The sequence below is a fragment of the Celerinatantimonas sediminis genome, assembly GCF_046054195.1.
GTDB lineage: Bacteria > Pseudomonadota > Gammaproteobacteria > Enterobacterales > Celerinatantimonadaceae > Celerinatantimonas.
The window spans coordinates 125,271-143,324 of sequence record NZ_JBEQCS010000003.1; the positions used below are offsets into that span (position 1 = coordinate 125,271).

At 41.7% G+C, this 18,054-nt stretch carries 17 protein-coding genes; 7 read left to right on the forward strand and 10 right to left on the reverse strand.

All coding sequences use genetic code 11. The features are described from left to right. Together uspE and ttcA are read left to right on the forward strand one after the other, a co-directional pair. On the forward strand, positions 1 to 927 hold the full coding sequence (uspE, locus tag ABTQ23_RS05540) for a universal stress protein UspE (RefSeq protein WP_408614662.1): 927 nt from the start codon (positions 1 to 3) through the stop codon (positions 925 to 927). A gap of 88 nt (positions 928 to 1,015) precedes the next feature. Beyond that, on the forward strand, positions 1,016 to 1,948 hold the full coding sequence (ttcA, locus tag ABTQ23_RS05545; protein WP_408614663.1) for a tRNA 2-thiocytidine(32) synthetase TtcA: 933 nt from the start codon (positions 1,016 to 1,018) through the stop codon (positions 1,946 to 1,948). Between the two features lie 49 nt (positions 1,949 to 1,997). Here ttcA and ABTQ23_RS05550 read toward each other — a convergent pair whose 3' ends face one another. Further along, positions 1,998 to 2,798: a glucosaminidase domain-containing protein gene (locus ABTQ23_RS05550; protein ID WP_408614665.1), complete on the reverse strand. Its 801-nt coding sequence runs from the start codon at positions 2,796 to 2,798 to the stop codon at positions 1,998 to 2,000. A gap of 62 nt (positions 2,799 to 2,860) precedes the next feature. Further along, positions 2,861 to 3,556, reverse strand: a complete 696-nt coding sequence (cobB, locus tag ABTQ23_RS05555; protein ID WP_408614667.1) for a Sir2 family NAD+-dependent deacetylase — start codon at positions 3,554 to 3,556, stop codon at positions 2,861 to 2,863. A 414-nt stretch (positions 3,557 to 3,970) separates the two neighbouring features. Between cobB and ABTQ23_RS05560 the strand changes: the two genes are divergently transcribed. The 5 genes from ABTQ23_RS05560 to ABTQ23_RS05580 all read left to right on the forward strand — a co-directional run bounded on the left by ABTQ23_RS05560 (position 3,971) and on the right by ABTQ23_RS05580 (position 10,237). Beyond that, positions 3,971 to 4,993, forward strand: a complete 1,023-nt coding sequence (locus ABTQ23_RS05560; protein WP_408614668.1) for an amino acid ABC transporter substrate-binding protein — start codon at positions 3,971 to 3,973, stop codon at positions 4,991 to 4,993. Positions 4,994 to 5,099: 106 nt separating this feature from the next. After that, positions 5,100 to 6,290, forward strand: a complete 1,191-nt coding sequence (locus ABTQ23_RS05565) for an amino acid ABC transporter permease (protein WP_408614669.1) — start codon at positions 5,100 to 5,102, stop codon at positions 6,288 to 6,290. Positions 6,291 to 6,292: 2 nt separating this feature from the next. Further along, on the forward strand, positions 6,293 to 7,393 hold the full coding sequence (locus ABTQ23_RS05570; protein WP_408614670.1) for an amino acid ABC transporter permease: 1,101 nt from the start codon (positions 6,293 to 6,295) through the stop codon (positions 7,391 to 7,393). Positions 7,394 to 7,410: 17 nt separating this feature from the next. Next, positions 7,411 to 8,178 carry an amino acid ABC transporter ATP-binding protein gene (locus ABTQ23_RS05575; RefSeq protein ID WP_408614672.1) on the forward strand — a complete coding sequence of 256 codons (768 nt, stop codon included), beginning with the start codon at positions 7,411 to 7,413 and terminating at the stop codon, positions 8,176 to 8,178. 148 nt (positions 8,179 to 8,326) lie between these two features. Beyond that, positions 8,327 to 10,237 (forward strand): methyl-accepting chemotaxis protein, encoded by a 1,911-nt coding sequence (locus tag ABTQ23_RS05580; RefSeq protein WP_408614673.1) that lies wholly within the window; start codon positions 8,327 to 8,329, stop codon positions 10,235 to 10,237. On the opposite strand, the gene ABTQ23_RS05585 is transcribed toward ABTQ23_RS05580, so the two are convergent. The 8 genes from ABTQ23_RS05585 to thrS all read right to left on the reverse strand — a co-directional run bounded on the left by ABTQ23_RS05585 (position 10,232) and on the right by thrS (position 17,968). Further along, entirely contained in the window at positions 10,232 to 10,756 is a 525-nt protein-coding gene (locus ABTQ23_RS05585; RefSeq protein ID WP_408614674.1) for a GNAT family N-acetyltransferase, read from the reverse strand. The genes ABTQ23_RS05580 and ABTQ23_RS05585 overlap by 6 nt on opposite strands. A 219-nt stretch (positions 10,757 to 10,975) precedes the next feature. After that, positions 10,976 to 11,275, reverse strand: a complete 300-nt coding sequence (locus tag ABTQ23_RS05590) for an integration host factor subunit alpha (RefSeq protein WP_408614676.1) — start codon at positions 11,273 to 11,275, stop codon at positions 10,976 to 10,978. A 2-nt stretch (positions 11,276 to 11,277) separates the two neighbouring features. Continuing rightward, on the reverse strand, positions 11,278 to 13,665 hold the full coding sequence (gene pheT, locus ABTQ23_RS05595; RefSeq protein WP_408614677.1) for a phenylalanine--tRNA ligase subunit beta: 2,388 nt from the start codon (positions 13,663 to 13,665) through the stop codon (positions 11,278 to 11,280). Positions 13,666 to 13,679: 14 nt separating this feature from the next. Further along, positions 13,680 to 14,660, reverse strand: a complete 981-nt coding sequence (pheS, locus tag ABTQ23_RS05600; protein ID WP_408614678.1) for a phenylalanine--tRNA ligase subunit alpha — start codon at positions 14,658 to 14,660, stop codon at positions 13,680 to 13,682. A gap of 168 nt (positions 14,661 to 14,828) precedes the next feature. Next, positions 14,829 to 15,182 (reverse strand): 50S ribosomal protein L20, encoded by a 354-nt coding sequence (rplT, locus tag ABTQ23_RS05605; protein ID WP_408614679.1) that lies wholly within the window; start codon positions 15,180 to 15,182, stop codon positions 14,829 to 14,831. Between the two features lie 18 nt (positions 15,183 to 15,200). Beyond that, a complete protein-coding gene (rpmI, locus tag ABTQ23_RS05610; protein WP_408614680.1) occupies positions 15,201 to 15,398 on the reverse strand; it encodes a 50S ribosomal protein L35 in 198 nt (65 codons plus the stop codon). A 98-nt stretch (positions 15,399 to 15,496) separates the two neighbouring features. Further along, positions 15,497 to 16,039, reverse strand: a complete 543-nt coding sequence (infC, locus tag ABTQ23_RS05615; RefSeq protein WP_408614828.1) for a translation initiation factor IF-3 — start codon at positions 16,037 to 16,039, stop codon at positions 15,497 to 15,499. A 3-nt stretch (positions 16,040 to 16,042) separates the two neighbouring features. Continuing rightward, positions 16,043 to 17,968 carry a threonine--tRNA ligase gene (gene thrS, locus ABTQ23_RS05620; RefSeq protein ID WP_408614681.1) on the reverse strand — a complete coding sequence of 642 codons (1,926 nt, stop codon included), beginning with the start codon at positions 17,966 to 17,968 and terminating at the stop codon, positions 16,043 to 16,045. Between the last annotated feature and the right edge of the window lie 86 nt (positions 17,969 to 18,054).

The window sequence follows — 18,054 nt, forward strand, 5'->3', positions numbered from 1 at the left end:
ATGATTCAATACAAAAATATCTTGGTCGTTATTGATCCTACTCAAGATGAACAAGCTGCACTTTCCAGAGCGATTTTCCTTTCTCAACAAAAACAGCAAGCCCCTATTAAAGCTCTTCTGACTATCTATGACTTTTCTTACGAGATGACTTCAATGCTCTCATCTAGCGAACGTGAAACAATGCGTTCAGCCGTGATTGCAGATAGAAAAGAATGGCTTGATAAACTGGTGGCACAATACCAGCACAACGGCATTGAAATCGAAACCAAAGTTCTTTGGAATAACCGCCTTTATGAAGCCATCATTAATGAAGCGAAAGAATTCGGTCATGATTTAATTGTTAAAAGTACTCATAGCCACCCTAAATTGCAGTCGGTTATCTTCACTCCTACTGACTGGCATTTACTGCGTAAAACCCCCTGCCCGTTATTGCTTGTCAAAAATAATAGCTGGCCATCTCATGGGCGAATCCTCGCAGCAGTTCATTTGGGTGCTGAAGATGAGTTGCATCTGAAACTCAATGATATGATCACTTGTTATAGTCGCGACTTAGCAAACTTGGTTGATGGTCAGTTGCATGCTATCAATGCCTACCCGCCGGCGCCTGCTAACATTGCCATTGAGCTGCCTGATTTTGATCCTGAACTATATAATCAGAGTGTTAAAGAGCAGCATGAAGAGTTAGTTAAAGAGTACGTAAAAAAATATGACCTGAATGAAAGCTTCGTGCATCTAGAAGAAGGTTTACCAGACGATGCGATTATCGATAAAGCGTATAATCTTGATGCAGCGGTTGTCGTATTAGGCACATGTGGGCGAAGCGGATTAAGTGGGGCTTTAATTGGCAATACTGCTGAACACGTGATTGATCAGCTCAACTGTGATTTGCTTGCATTACGACCTGAATCGCTTGATTCTAACCAATAAATAACTGAACTCAGTTATACTACTGCTTGCAGTCAGCTAGCGCGCCTTTATAATAGGCGCGCTTTTTATTTTAAAGTGGTCAAGGTCTATGTCTGTAAAACCCAAAACTATCTATAACGCCAATAAACTTCATAAACGTCTGCGCCGTCAAGTTGGCCAAGCCATTGCAGATTACAATATGATCGAAGCTGGTGACAAAGTCATGGTCTGCCTCTCCGGGGGAAAAGATAGCTATGGTCTATTGGCAATCCTGTTACATTTAAGAGCACATGCGCCAATTAACTTTGACATTGTTGCGGTCAACCTTGATCAAAAACAGCCAGGCTTTCCAGAGGATGTATTGCCTCGTTATCTTGATGAGTTAGGGGTCGATTACAAAATCGTTGAAGAAGATACCTATTCTATCGTCAAAGAAAAGATCCCTGAGGGTAAAACAACCTGTTCACTATGTTCAAGATTGCGCCGCGGAATTTTATATCGCACTGCCAAAGAGATTGGTGCTACTAAGATAGCGCTTGGACATCATCGAGATGACATTCTTGAAACTTTATTTTTGAATATGTTTCATGGTGGCAAACTAAAAGCAATGCCACCAAAATTAGTCAGTGACAATGGTGAACACGTTGTGATTCGACCATTAGCATATTGTAAAGAAGCTGACTTAGAGCGATTCGCTCAGATTAAAGAGTTTCCGATTATTCCGTGTAACCTTTGTGGTTCACAGGAAAATTTACAACGGCAAATGATTAAAGAGATGCTCAACGGTTGGGAAAATCGCTACCCTGGACGTATTGAATCGATGTTTAGAGCCATTCAAAATGTCGTCCCATCGCATCTGATGGATGGTGAATTGTTTGACTTTAAAAATGTCGATATCTCCAAAGGCGTGATTGATGGTGGTGATATTGCATTTGATAGGCCAGAACAAAGCGAGGCCAGCTCAGCTGAAATTGAAGAATTTGATGAGCAACGAATTGGCGATCGTCTGAATGTTCAATTTATAGATACTTCTGCAAATTAACTTCGTTTGAGCTAGCAAAAAAACACCATTTAAATGGTGTTTTTTTATTTTAATTTAGTTCAGTTTGAGGAGAATCGGGCCAACGATTTTTGTAGGTCTTCATCAGTGATGTTAACGAATCCACATAATCCATTCCACGAGCTGAATAATTAACTAATCCTTTAACCACCGCACGACCACTAATCTTTTTACCCTGCTGTCGAAGCTGATAACGAATATCCCTGAACTCACTGTAGGCTGGATTTGTGTTGAGGTTACGCATATAAGCAACAACTGATTTGGCAGGAGTTGTGAACTTTTTCACCTCATGCGTCGCATCATCGGCCCTGGCACTTGGTACAATCCCACAGCCTTGTGTGTAACACCACTGACCAAACAGGTTATTGCCTTGACGAGCAAATCGAGAGGTTCCCCAAGCTGATTCATTGGCAGCTTGAGCCAATACTAAGTTAGGAGGAATAACGTCAACTCGTCGCAATAACTGATTAAACACGTTGTCAGAAAGACTGTCTTCGTCATCAATAGGTACTTTATATTCCCGAGCTAAGCGTTTCACAAAATATTTAGCTGAGCGTGATAAAGCACCTTCTTCACGATACTGCGCATATGCCTTTTTAAGCAGCTCTCGTTTTTTTAAGATGACACTATTCATCTTCTTTACCATTGGCAGAAGATATTCAGTAAATTGCTTCTTTTTAGCTGTCGGTGCCTGATCTTTTGTCAGCTTAGGGAGACTTGTTGAAGGCAGCGACAAACTAGGCATTGCCCAGACGTTTCCTGAAGAGCGATAGTCACACCCTTGCAGTATCATCAGCATGAGTAATGCAGTTATATAAAAAAGCCAACGCAAGCGTATCTCCCTTTTCTTTAATCCAAGCGCCTATTTTAACAACTTCATTATATTTTAGCCAATCACCCTATAATTTGATGGCAAAATTCGGGCACAACTTTCGTCGCAGGACCATAGTATTTTTCATCAAATGAGCTTTCAACCTGCGAAGGTGCAAGGTTTAACTCAACTGTTTTAGCGCCCGAGAGCGATGCTTGTCTAACAAAACCCGCCGCTGGATAGACCACTCCAGATGTCCCAATAGCAACGAATAGATCCGCCTCACTGAGGCTTGCCATGATTTCATCCATATATAGAGGCATTTCACCAAACCAGACGACATGTGGACGCAAAGGATTCGCAGGAGTGCAGCAATGGCACGGCTCATCAACCGCGATGTTATGGTCACACGGATAGAGCTTACCTGTTTTAACGCATCGAACTTTCATCAGTTCGCCATGCATGTGGTAAATGTCTTTACTGCCAGCACGTTCATGAAGGTTGTCAATGTTCTGCGTAACTAACGTAAGTTCAACCTCTGGGCGCTCAGCCAATTCTGCTAATGCAATATGGGCTGCATTGGGTTTAATTTTGGGGTCAAGTAACTCTCTGCGTCGTTGATTATAGAATTCTTGCACTTGAGCTGGATTTCGTTGATACCCTTCAGGGGTACAGATATCTTCGACTCGATGGTCTGCCCATAGCCCCGTGTCACCACGAAAGGTTTGAATTCCCGACTCAGCAGAGATCCCTGCGCCTGTTAAAACAACGATTTTCACACCTACTCCTTTGTTACCTATGTACTGTTAACTTTAATAGTAACTCCTAACCCACTTAATTTGGATGAGTTTGAAAAAAATTAACTTCCTGATACAGCTTATTGATTATTCTATTTTTTTATAAAAATTAGATAAATATGTCAGTATGAGTTTTATGATTCTTAAAAAATGAGTTAAATATTTTACAAATGACAATATTTAATCAATAGTTAGAGCAGCTTAGTTGAAAAATAATTCTCGTAATTTGTAACATTGCCGAATATATTACTGTTTTTGCTACCAGAGTAGATAAAAATCTGGTTGACAGAATGGGATATTAAAGTTTAATTTGAAGAGGGCCTAATGGACAAGGCTGTCGAACACCGCTATTAGGCCACATGCAAAACACAATAAAAATGTACAGGGAAGATAATAATGTTCAAAAAGACCAAAGTGTGGACAACCGTTGCAGCGGCCACTCTCATGCTTTCTGCATACGCTAATGCAGATTCAACCCTCCAAAATGTTCAGAAAAAAGGCTATGTTCAATGTGGCGTTAGCGCAGGGCTGCCTGGATTTTCTAACCCTGATGCACAAGGTCATTGGCAAGGCTTAGACGTAGACGTTTGTCGCGCCGTTGCCGCAGCCGTTCTTGGCGATGCTAGCAAAGTTAAATACACTCCTCTGACTGCAAAAGAACGTTTCACTGCACTGCAGTCTGGTGAAATTGACATGCTATCTCGTAATACTACTTGGACCTTAAGTCGTGACGCTTCATTGGGCGTTAACTTTGCTGGTGTGAACTATTACGATGGCCAAGGCTTCTTGGTAAGCAAAAACTTGGGCGTAAAATCAGCCAAAGAACTTGATGGTGCAGCTGTTTGTGTTCAATCAGGTACGACTACTGAACTTAACCTTGCTGACTACTTCCGTAGCCACAATATGAAATACACTCCAGTTGTATTTGATACCTCAGATCAGAGTGTAAAAGGGTTCGAAGCTGGTCGTTGTGATGTTTTAACATCAGACCAATCACAGTTATATGCTCTGCGTATCAAACTGTCTAAACCTGAAAATGCGATTGTTCTGCCAGAAGTTATTTCAAAAGAACCTTTAGGACCTGTTGTTCGTCAGGGTGATGATGCATGGTTCAACGTTGTTAAGTGGTCTCTGTTTGCAATGCTTGATGCTGAAGAACTTGGCGTAAGCTCTCAGAATGTTGATGAAATGCTCAAATCAAACAACCCTTCAGTAAAACGTTTGCTGGGTGTTGATACTGATATGGGCAAAATGTTAGGCGTTAGTAACAAATGGGCTTATAACATCATTAAACAAGTTGGGAACTATGCCGAAGCATTTAAACGCGATGTAGGTGAAGATTCTCCACTTAAAATTAAACGAGGTTTGAATGCTCTGTGGACTGATGGCGGTATTCAATACGCTCCACCAGTACGTTAAGCTTCATTAACTTGATTTAATCTCTGTAGAGCTGGATGAATACCAGCTCTACTTGTAAGTGGACTTATGCTTTTTAGCGTTTAAATTGATTTGTAGGAGTTAATATATGGCTGAACGGCCTTCTCCTAAACCGAAGTTAACACTGCGTAACGTTTGGTTTGACCCAAATGTTCGTTCGTTAGTTTTTCAGGTTATTGTTGTTGCCTTCGTCGCTTGGTTTTTGCATGACATTATTTCAAATGCACTGACCAACTTGGATGAACGAGGCATTAATACCGGGTTTGGTTTTTTACATCAAAGAGCTGGATTCGGGATTATTCAATCTTTAATCCCTTACACCGAAGATAGCACTTATGGTGCGACCTTCGTTGTCGGTTTATTAAACACCTTATTGGTCTCTATTTTAGGGATTATTTTTGCAACCATTATCGGATTTATTGTCGGCATCGCTCGATTATCTGATAACTGGGTGATTTCTAAGTTATCGTCTGTATACGTTGAAATTCTGCGTAACACTCCGTTGTTACTGCAAATATTTTTCTGGTATAACGCGGTGTTAGCACCCCTTCCTCGCCCAAGACAGAGCATTCATATTGGTGAATGGTTCTTCTTAAATAGCCGAGGATTATATGTACCGAAGCCCGTATTCATGGCCGGTTCTGGACTTGTAGTCGCAGCAATTATTGTGGCAATTGTCGCTATCGTCATATTGCGTCATTGGGCCAAACGCCGTCATGTTCAAACAGGCCAAACCTTCCCGATATTTTTGACTTCTTTGGCGATTATTATTGTTCTACCAAGTTTGGGATATTTTGTCTCTGGAGGCCCGGTCTCTTTAGATTTTCCACATCTAGCTGGTTTTAATTTTAGAGGTGGCTGGACAATTATTCCCGAGTTAACGTCGCTGTTATTAGCTTTGGCTTTATACACCTCTGCGTTCATTGCAGAAATCGTGCGTTCTGGGATTGAAGCGGTTAATAAAGGACAAACAGAAGCGGCCCAATCGTTAGCTTTATCTAAATCGCAGACTCTGCGTTTGGTTATTATTCCGCAGGCGATGCGGGTTATTATTCCACCGCTCACCAGTGAATATCTGAACTTAACGAAAAACTCGTCGCTCGCTACTGCAATTGGGTATCCTGAACTCGTTTCTGTGTTCATGGGAACAACGCTCAACCAAACTGGTCAGGCGATTGAAGTCATCGCTATGACAATGGCTGTTTATCTGGTTATAAGTTTAAGTACATCTGTGTTGATGAACTTATATAACCGTAAAGTTGCGCTGGTTGAGAGGTAATTATGAGTGAATATAAATTTAAACCCGATCGCCCAGCCCCATCGATTCAAGTCGGTGTCATTGGCTGGATGCGCAAAAACTTATTCTCAACCTGGTATAACACGATTTTCACATTATTGGTGTTATACCTGTTTGTGCCTCCTATCTATCATTTTATTCAGTGGGCTTTTGTGGATGCTTCCTGGGTTGGCGATAGCCGGGATGCGTGTACCGTCGGCGGCGGTGCTTGTTGGGTCTTTGTGGAAAATCGTTTTACCCAGTTAATTTACGGCTTCTACCCTCAACCTGAACGTTGGCGTCCAGATTTAGTTTATGCCAGCTGTGCTGTTTTGGTTGGTTGGCTTGCTATCCCTAAACTTCCGAAAAAGGTTTGGGTAGGTGCATTTACTATCTTTATCTACCCTTTCATCGCAGTTATTTTACTAAGCGGTGGTCTATTTGGGCTTAAACATATCGAAACAAGCCTTTGGGGCGGATTGTTAGTCACATTGGTTCTGGCGGTTTCTGGCATTGTTATTTCTTTGCCATTTGGGACTGTTCTAGCTTTAGGGCGACGCTCTAAAATGCCTGTTATTCGAGCTGTAAGTACCATCTACATTGAATTCTGGCGAGCTGTTCCACTAATTACCGTGTTGTTTATGGCTTCGGTCATGTTGCCACTGTTCATGAGCTCAGAGGTCAACTTCGATAAATTGCTGCGCGCAATGATCGGTATCACTATGTTTTATTCTGCGTATATGGCAGAAGTGATTCGTGGTGGTCTGCAAGCTATTCCAAAAGGTCAATATGAAGCAGCAGAAGCTTTGGGCTTAAGCTATTGGAAATCGATGATCTTTGTCATTTTGCCTCAGGCATTGAAAATCACCATTCCTTCGATTGTAAATACCTTTATTTCGCTGTTTAAAGATACCAGTTTGGTATTGATTATCGGTATTTTCGATCTGTTGGCTATTGGTCAATCGGCGATGTCAGACCCGAAATGGCTAGGCTTCTCTATTGAGATGTATGTATTCATCGCGTTTGTCTTTTGGTTGTTTTGTTTTGGGATCTCTCGGTATTCCATCTATCTTGAAAACAAACTGCACACCGGCCATAAGAACTAATCAAAAAGGATTTAAGTATGACAGAACAATCTGTAGAGCTCACTAAGCAAGATACCGTGATTGAGCTTAATAAAATGAACAAATGGTACGGTGAATTTCATGTACTCAAAGACATCAATTTAAGTGTCTCTCGAGGTGAGCGAATCGTTATTTGTGGTCCTTCTGGTTCTGGTAAATCAACAATGATTCGCTGCATTAACCGCCTAGAAGAACACCAAGAAGGCGAGATTATCGTCAATGGCACCATACTTAACAATGATATTAAAAATATCGAATATGTACGCCGCGATGTCGGTATGTGTTTCCAACACTTTAATTTATTTCCTCACCTAACGGTGATGCAAAACTGCTGTTTGGCTCCTATTTGGGTTAAACATATGCCACAAAAAGAAGCAGAAGAAACAGCAATGAAATATTTGGAGCGCGTTAAAATTCCAGAACAAGCTAACAAATATCCTGGGCAGTTATCGGGTGGGCAACAGCAGCGTGTCGCAATTGCTCGCAGTTTATGTATGAACCCATCGATTATGCTTTTTGATGAACCAACTTCGGCATTAGACCCTGAAATGGTTCGCGAAGTGTTAGACGTGATGGTGGAACTTGCTGAAGAAGGTATGACGATGCTCTGTGTAACCCATGAAATGGGTTTTGCTAAGCAGGTAGCAGACCGGGTGATCTTTATGGACCGCGGTGAAATTATTGAGCAAAATACACCAAATGAATTCTTTGATTCACCACAATCGGACCGAACCAAATTATTCTTAAGTCAAATTCTTAATCACTAATCTGTTCCAATGGGATAGAGTTTATATCTTAAGATATGGGCTCTATCCCATTATTTTTCATTTCTCTCATCATTCAGTTAATTTCGCCGATAACCTCAAATACCCCAGCTATACTAATTTAAGCTAAATAGACAATGAGGTTGAACATATGAAATTATCGCTCCAAGGGAAACTGATTTCAGTAACCGTAGTCTTTCTGACGATAATTGCAATTTGCTTAGGTTATCTGGCTTATTCCCAGTTAGCAGACTCTCGAGAGCAAGCCATTTCGTCGCAGAGTGATGCTCAAGCACAGGCGTTTACGCAATACCTATCAAGTTGGGCAAAAGACCGCAAAGGGATGATGTCAGCTCTTGGAGGTGAATTAGACGCGCAACTTAAAGCTGACGGAAAACTTAATCACGAAGAAACATTAAAGTTTCTTAATCAGACCAAAAAAGGTGGCGATTTTGCTTTAACCTTTGTCGGCCTTGAAGATGGCACCATGTATCGACATGACCCAAGCCTTGACAAAGCGGGCTATGATCCACGTGTACGTGATTGGTATAAAACTGCCAAAGAACTTCGTGAACCCTACATAACCCTGCCCTATATTGCCTCGACAGGGAATAAATTGGCGATTACTTTTGTTCAGCCCATCATTATTGATGGTACATTTCGCGGGGCCATTGGCGGTCTTTACTATTTAGATGAAATTGTAAAAAGCGTATTAGCACTTAAAATTCAAGGCAATGGTTATGCCATGTTGCTGGATAAACGTGGTGCTATCGCAGCATTTCCGCAAAAAGATTTGATTCTAAAAGATCCGAAAACCTTAAGTAGCCAGTTAGACACGAGCAACTTAGTAGAGTTAGCAAGTAAGCCGTATGCTCATGATCTGTCAATTCAGGGTAAAGACACCCTGCTTTATCTCAATCCTATCCCCAATACCGACTGGATTTTAGGGTTTGTGATGAACAAAGATGTGCTTTACGCATCTATCTATCAGTTACTTACCAAAATTATCATTATTGTAATCGTGCTTTTAATCATCAGTATTATCGCCTCAACGATTATTATTCGCTGGTTGTTTAAAGACCTGCGTGAGGTATCTAAAGGGCTTTCCAATATCGCCAGCGGTGGTGGTGATTTAACAATGCGAATCAAGACCTCATCGCAAGATGAAATTGGTGAACTGGCCCGAAACTTCAATATCTTTATTGAATATCTGCATGGGATTATTTCTCGCCTCAAAGTTGTTGGCGACAATTTAGTATCTGAAGCATCCAACGCGAATCGTATTTCCGATGAAAGTGCTAAGCAAATACATAATCAGCAGCAAGAAGTCACGATGGTGGCAACTGCTGTTCATGAGATGACAGTGGCGACACAGGAAATTGCCAATAATGCAGCAAACACAGCTGCAACTTCAGATAATGCCGTTCATCTAAGCGAGCAAGGCTTGGTGGAAGTGAATAAAAGTCAGGACAGTATTAATCAGCTGGCTGATGAAATTCAAAATACCTCTAAAGCTATTGGTGAATTAGACCAACATGTGCAGGAAATTGGCTCCATTCTTTCGACTATTTCAGCTATCGCTGAGCAAACTAACTTGTTGGCGCTTAATGCAGCGATTGAAGCAGCTCGAGCTGGAGAACAAGGGCGAGGCTTTGCGGTAGTTGCGGACGAAGTTCGCTCGCTTTCTCAGCGAACCCACTCTTCTACCGAAGAGATCCGCAACATGATTAAAGTGTTGCAAGAAGCGACAGATAACGCTGTTACTCGAATGACTAGTAGCCACGCAACAGCACAACAAAGTGTCAACGACAGTGATTTGGCCAAACAAAGCTTTGTTGAAATTCGCTCAGCAATTGAAACGATTAATGAAATGGCAACTCAAATCGCAACTGCAGCTGAAGAACAAACGTCAGTCACAGCTGAGATTAATGAAAATACCAATAACATTAACCAAGTTTCAGAAGAGCTCAATAAGACCGCTCAAAGCAATGCGAAACAGGCAGAAAAATTGTCAGATATTAGTGAGAAAGTCCGAGCAGATATTGGGCAATTCAAACTATAAGCGTTGCTTAATATAATAAAGCTGAAGATGTTCATTCATATAAACCTGTTGATTATGTTCAACAGGTTTATCTTTATAATAAAGACCATAAGAAGTGGGAATAAATCCACGTTTAGCACATAACTGCTGCATTCCTTGGTAAGCTGGAGAGAGTGAAACTCCCATACCAATACGACGTTTACTGCGCAAAGCTTTAGGTTCAATGCGGCTCATTAATGCGGTCGCAACACCTTGGCGACGCATTTCAGGAAGGACAACTAAAGTCGTTATTTCAGGAATATTTGCTTCTTTAAAGACATGAAAGTCAGCGTCCCAGCTCATACAAATAAAACCAATGATTTTTTGATCGCGAAGAGCAATCCAGCTTTCACAGTTTTCAATTAACTGCTGGTGAAAATCATCTATATTGGCAGGCTCTGAAGGATAAAAGGCTGTTGAAAATCGGTCGTAAAGATGCCCGCACCACTCTTGTTCAAGGGGCCTGATACTACAGATCGTTTTACTGGCCGTTTGCAACATATACTAACTCACATCTTCGTTAAAACAATTTATACTAACTTACCGGGTTACATAATGAATTTCTAGTAGCATTACGGAATTAATATAAAGATTTAAGATGAAGCTAGCGTATTTAGCAAATTATTTGGCAAAATAATGGGAATTATGAGTAAAAAATAAAATAAATGGCTTCGCTGACTAGCAACGAAGCCACCTATTCACAATAAACTACATCTAATTTTACTCAGACTTTGGTTCAGCATTTTCAACTCGGCTTTTTAATTTCTGGCCTGGTCGAAAAGTAACAACTCGTCTCGCACTAATAGGAATGTCTTCCCCTGTTTTTGGATTTCGCCCCGGACGTTCATTTTTTTGCCGTAGATCGAAATTGCCAAATCCGGAAATCTTAACTTGTTCCCCAGATTCTAATGCCAGGCGAATTTCCTCGAAAAATGATTCCACTACATCTTTCGATTCTTTCTTACTAAACCCCAACCGATCAAAGAGATTCTCTGCTAGGTCAGCTTTAGTTAATGCCATATCTAATCCCTCAAGGATGCATCGAATTCGGATTTGAGAGCGGCGACAATATCATCAACAATTGCGACAATCTCAGCTTCATCCAAAGTATGGGTCTTATCCTGCAAAGTTAAACTAAGCGCAATGCTTTTTTTACCTTCAGGGACACCTTTACCTTGGTATACATCGAATAAGTTTACGCCAACTAATTGATTTGTGCCATTTTTCTGAACACATTTTATTAAATCTGCGGCATTTACGGAATTATTTACAACAATTGCCAGATCTCGACGGTTTGAAGGGAATTTTGAAACAGGTTCAATCTGTGGAATCTCACCTTCAATTAAAGCAGATTGCAGCAATTCAAACATAAAGACTCGACCACTGAGTGAATATGTTTTTTCTAATTGCGGATGAATAGCGCCTACCCAACCAACATGTTTCCCTGAGCGAAGTATTTGCGCGCTCTGCCCCGGATGAAGCGCTGGATTTTCGGCTTTTACAAACTCGAATTCATCTTCACATCCGCTTGCTGCAATTAATGCTTCAACGTCGCCTTTAATATCAAAAAAGTCGACTTCACGGTGCTCACCATTCCAACTTTCATCAGCAATTGGTCCAACAATAGCTCCGCTAATCATTGGTTCCTGACGCACTTTTAATTGTTCAGATTCCTCGGGAATAAAGCGAAGACCCGTTTCGAAAACACGAATTCTTGGCTGTTGTCGTTTCTGATTATATGAAATAGTATCAAGTAATCCAGTCCATAAACTTAAACGCATTTGCGACATATCTGACGCAATCGGATTAGGTAAATCCATCGCTTCTTGTTGAGGATGTAATTTTTGCTGTTTTTTCGGATCAACGAAACTATAAGTAACCGCTTCTTGATAATCGCGATTAATTAAAATATCTCGGAGTCGGCTCAAAGGTAATTTAGCTTCTGGTGTTAACGCCATTTTTAAATGAGCAATTGGAGCTTCATTAGGAATCTCGTTATAACCGTAGATACGAGCAACTTCTTCAATTAAGTCCTGCTCGATTTCAAGATCGAACCGATAACTTGGTGCAATAGCAGTCCATGTTTCGTCGTTTTGTTCAACCTTAAGGCCTAAACGAGTTAGAATTTCGCTCACTTGTTCCGTTGCAAATTTTTGCCCAACAAATTTTTCTAAGCGCCCGTGGCGCAATGTGATCGGCTGTGGTTTTGGCAATTTGTCGCGATTTTCAACAACCGTCACAGGACCTGCTTGGCCACCACAGATTTGTTGGATCAGAGCGCTTGCACGTTGCAAAGCTTTTTCTTGGAGTTGCCAATCAACACCGCGTTCATAACGGTGAGATGCATCAGTGTGCAGACCATATTGACGAGCCCGACCAGTAATAGCCAAAGGTGCAAAAAAGGCGCTTTCTAAAAAGATAGTCTTACTTTGTTTGGTAACACCACTGTGCAGGCCACCAAAAATCCCAGCAAGCGCAATCGGCCCTTTGTCATCAGCAATAACCAGTGTGTTGTCGCTTAATTTAACTTCTTGTTCATCAAGTGTTGTAAGCAATTCGCCATTATTAGCCATGCGGACATGGATTGAGCCATTAATTTTTTCAGCATCAAATGCATGCAATGGCTGACCCAGTTCAAGCATCACATAGTTAGTAACATCAACAATTGGATCGATAGAGCGAATGCCGCTACGACGGAGTTTTTCTTCCATCCAAATCGGCGTACTCGCGCTTAAGTCGACATTTTCAATGATACGGCCCAAATAACGAGGGCACTCATCTTGTGCTTCGACCGATACACTAAGTGTACGATTAGAATTTTGCGTAACTTCACCGATTTCAACAGGCGCTACATCTAATTGATTTAAAACACCAACTTCACGAGCAATCCCCGCAATGCTTAAACAATCAGCTCGGTTTGGCGTTAAATCAATATCAATCGATTGGTCATTTAAATTAAGATATTCGCGAAAATCCTGCCCTACTGGCGCATCATGAGGTAACTCCATAATGCCTTCGTGATCATCACTTAAAGCTAGTTCTTTAGCACTACACAACATCCCATTGGATGGCTGACCGCGCAATTTCGCTTTCTTAATTTTAAAATTTTCTGGTAAAACAGCGCCAACTGTTGCAACTGCAACTTTAAGCCCTTGACGACAGTTAGGTGCACCACAAACGATTTGCACAGGCTCAGATGCACCAATATTAACTTGAGTGACTCGCAATTTATCAGCATCTGGATGTTGCTGGCATTCCAGCACTTCACCCACAACCACACCTGAAAATTCGCCAGCAACAGGTTCTACTTCATCGACCTCTAAACCGGCCATGGTTACTTGTTCACATAAGGCATTTGAATCGATCTGCGGATTGACCCATTCGCGCAGCCAAGCTTCACTAAATTTCATTATCTACTTATCCCTTAATTGAATTGCTTGAGAAAACGCAGGTCATTTTCGAAAAAGGCCCGCAGGTCGTTCACGCCATAACGCAACATCGTTAAACGCTCAACGCCCATACCAAAAGCAAAACCAGTGTACTGTTCAGGGTCAATATTCACTGACTCGAGGACATTTGGATGCACCATGCCGCATCCAAGAACTTCTAGCCAACCATTTTTACCTAAAATATCAACTTCAGCAGATGTTTCAGTAAATGGAAAATATGAAGGTCGAAAACGAATTTTCAGATCGGTTTCAAAGAAGTTTTGCAAGAAATCATACAAAACACCTTTAAGCTCTGTGAAACTAACATCAGTATCGACCATTAATCCTTCGACCTGATGAAACATTGGGGTGTGAGTCTGATCGTAATCGTTACGATACACTCGCCCTGGAGAGATAATCCGAATCGGAGGTTTCTCGGTTTCCATGGTGCGAATTTGCACCCCGGAGGTCTGAGTACGCAGCACTAATTCTGGATTAAAATAAAACGTATCGTGATCAGCTCGAGCAGGATGGTGTTTCGGGATGTTTAGTGCATCAAAGTTATGAAAATCATCTTCAACTTCAGGCCCGGTGCGTGTGGTAAAACCTAATTGACTAAAATACTGCTCAATACGGCCAATGGTACGAGTGACGGGATGTAATCCTCCCAGAGAATTGGCTCGCCCTGGTAAACTAACGTCAATACTCTCACTGGCTAATTTAGCATTAAGAGCTGCCTGCTGAAGAGCTTCACGCTTGACGTTAATCGCCTGAGTAATAGCTTGTTTGGCCTGGTTAATCGCTTGACCAGCAGCAGGTCTCTCTTGCGGGCTCAGCTTTCCAAGAGTCTGCATCTGCTGAGTCATTAATCCTTTTTTACCTAAAAATTCGACGCGGACTGTGTCCAGCGCTGCCAGATCACCGGCTTCTTCCACTTGAGAAAGAGCTTGGCTTACCAGCGCTTCAAGTTGTTGCATGTGTTCCTCTATCCCGCTCTCAATGGGTTGTGCGAAAAAATATAAGAGCTAAATACTAATCGAAAGTCGCTAAAATGGCTAGGCAATCAGCCTAAAAGTGCCACATTATCAAGGAATTCAGATACGAAAAAGCCCGGCTATTGCCGGGCTCTTCCATATTGTCAAAAATTACAGTGCGCTTTTGGCTTTTTCAACCAAAGCAGCGAATGCAATTTTATCAAATACAGCGATGTCAGCTAAGATCTTACGATCAATTTCGACAGACGCTTTTTTCAGACCGTCGATGAAACGGCTGTATGACAGACCGTTCTGACGAGCAGCGGCGTTAATACGCGCAATCCACAGTTGACGGAATTGACGTTTACGCTGACGGCGGTCACGATAAGCATATTGACCAGCTTTAATTACTGCTTGGAACGCTACGCGATAAACACGTGAACGAGCTCCATAGTAACCTTTCGCCTGATTCAGGACTTTTTTATGACGCGCACGAGCTGTTACGCCACGTTTTACTCTAGCCATCTGTTATCTCCTTTAAACTTAAGCGTAAGGCAACATACGTGCGACGGATGCAAGATCAGATTTTGCAACCATGCTTTTAGCACGCAATTGACGTTTAACTTTCGTACGACGCTTAGTCAGGATATGACGCAGACCAGCTTGTTTACATTTAAAACCACCGGAACCGGTTTTTTTGAAGCGCTTCGCAGCACCTCGGTCAGTTTTCAATTTTGGCATTTACATGCACTCCGCATTGGGATTAGTAAATAGCAGCAAGGCGAACAAAGCCAGCTATTCATACAAATAGCTGGCAATAAGTTACTTGAAAGCCTTAACTACTTCTTCTTAGGAGCAAGTACCATAACAGCTTGACGGCCTTCCATTTTCGGAAATGCTTCAACAACAGCTAATTCTTCCAAGTCGTCTTTAATACGATTTAAAAGATCAAAGCCTAAACGTTGATGGGCCATTTCCCGTCCACGGAACCGCAAAGTTACCTTGGCTTTATTGCCCTCTTCAATGAAGCGAATCAGGTTGCGTAGTTTTACCTGATAGTCGCCTTCGTCAGTTCCAGGCCGGAATTTAACTTCCTTAACCTGAATCTGTTTTTGCTTCTTCTTCTGTTCTTTGGCAGATTTACTTTTTTCGTAGAGGAATTTCCCGTAGTCCATAATACGGCAAACAGGAGGCTCGGCATTTGGGCTAATCTCTACGAGATCAACACCTGCGTTGTGTGCTTTGTCTAAAGCATCCTCAATTGAAACAACCCCTATCTGCTCGCCTTCAGTACCAATTAAGCGGACTTCGGGAACTCGGATCTCACGGTTAATTTTATTTGGTCGAACAACTTTTTGCTGACCTCTTCTTCCACCTTTTATAACTTATTCCTCCGACATTGTTATCACACGGTTGTCGATTTCGGTACGCACTCGATTAATTAAATCAGCGACTTTCATTTTACCCAAATCGACGCCCTTACGAGTACGAACTGCAACTTCTTGCGCTTCTACTTCTTTGTCACCAACGACTAGTAAGTACGGCACTCGTTTTAGCGTATGTTCCCGGATTTTAAAGCCAATTTTTTCATTTCTAAAGTCTGCAGACGCACGAATTCCAGCTTCCTTAAGTGCGGCAACAGTCTGTTTGGCAAAATCAGCCTGATTATCCGTAATATTCATTACAACAACCTGAGTTGGTGCAAGCCATACCGGGAAGAAACCAACAAATTCTTCAGTTAAGATACCGAAGAAACGTTCTAGGGATCCCAATATAGCACGGTGAATCATCACCGGTACCTTACGTTCATTATTTTCAGCAACGTAAGATGCTCCTAAACGCCCAGGCATTGAGAAATCTAATTGAATTGTACCACACTGCCATGCCCTGTCCAAACAATCATATAGGGTAAATTCAATCTTAGGTCCGTAAAAAGCACCTTCTCCGGGTTGAACTTCATATTCAAGCTCATTATGCACTAATGAATCTTTTAGTGCATTCTCAGCTTTATCCCAGATTTCGTCACTACCAACTCGTTTTTCTGGACGGGTTGAAAGTTTAACAGCAATTTTTTCAAACCCAAAGGTACTGTACATGTCGTAAACCATTTTAATACATGATGATACTTCATCTTGTATTTGATCTTCGGTACAGAAAATATGGGCATCATCTTGGGTGAAACCGCGAACTCGCATCAACCCATGCAGAGCGCCTGATGGTTCATTACGGTGACAACTACCAAACTCTGCCATACGCAAAGGTAAATCACGATATGATTTAAGCCCTTGGTTAAAGATTTGAATATGACCTGGGCAGTTCATTGGTTTAACCGCATATTCACGGTTTTCTGAACTTGTGGTAAACATGTTTTCAGCATATTTATCCCAGTGTCCAGAACGTTCCCACAGCACCCGGTCCATGATCATCGGCGCTTTGACTTCCTGATAATCATATTGGCCTAGTTTTTCGCGAACAAATTTTTCCAGTTCACGGAAAATAGTCCAGCCATCGTTATGCCAAAACACCATGCCTGGTGCTTCTTCTTGCCAGTGGAATAGATCCAGAGCTTTACCAATTTTACGGTGATCTCGTTTAGCAGCTTCTTCAAGCTGAGTCAGATAAGCTTTAAGCTGTTTTTTATCTGCCCAAGCAGTACCGTAAATTCGCTGTAACATTTTATTGTTACTATCACCACGCCAGTATGCACCCGCAACTTTCATCAGTTTAAAGTTCTGACAAAAACGCATGTTTGGCACGTGTGGGCCACGGCACATATCCACATATTCCATGTGATGATACAAACCAGGGCGGTCGCTTGGGTCAATTCTATCAATGATATCTAGTTTATACGGCTCATTGCGTTCAGCAAAAACACGTTTTGCTTCATCGACCGAAACTTTTTCTTTGATCACATCGTAGTTGGTTTTAACCAACTCTTTCATGCGTTTTTCTAATGTTTCCAGATCTTCTTGCGTCAGCGAATGATCCATATCGACATCATAATAAAAACCTTTGTCGATAGTTGGTCCAATGGCCATTTTCACATCGGGCCACAGCTGTTTGATGGCGTGCCCTAAAAGGTGCGCGCATGAATGGCGGATAATTTCCAAGCCATCTTCATCTTTAGCTGTAATGATTTCGACTTTCGCATCTTCACTGACGACATCACAAGCATCAACCCGCTGGCCGTTTACGCGACCGGCAATACATGCTTTAGCTAAACCAGCACCAATACTAGATGCGATTTCGGCAATTGAGACGGGTTTATCGAACTGACGCTGGCTTCCATCAGGAAGTGTAATAACTGGCATAATGATTCCTTAATTCACAGTGGTGACGCCTACCAAACATCACATGCAAATATGAATTTATTTATAGGTTTGAAAAGTAATTTTTG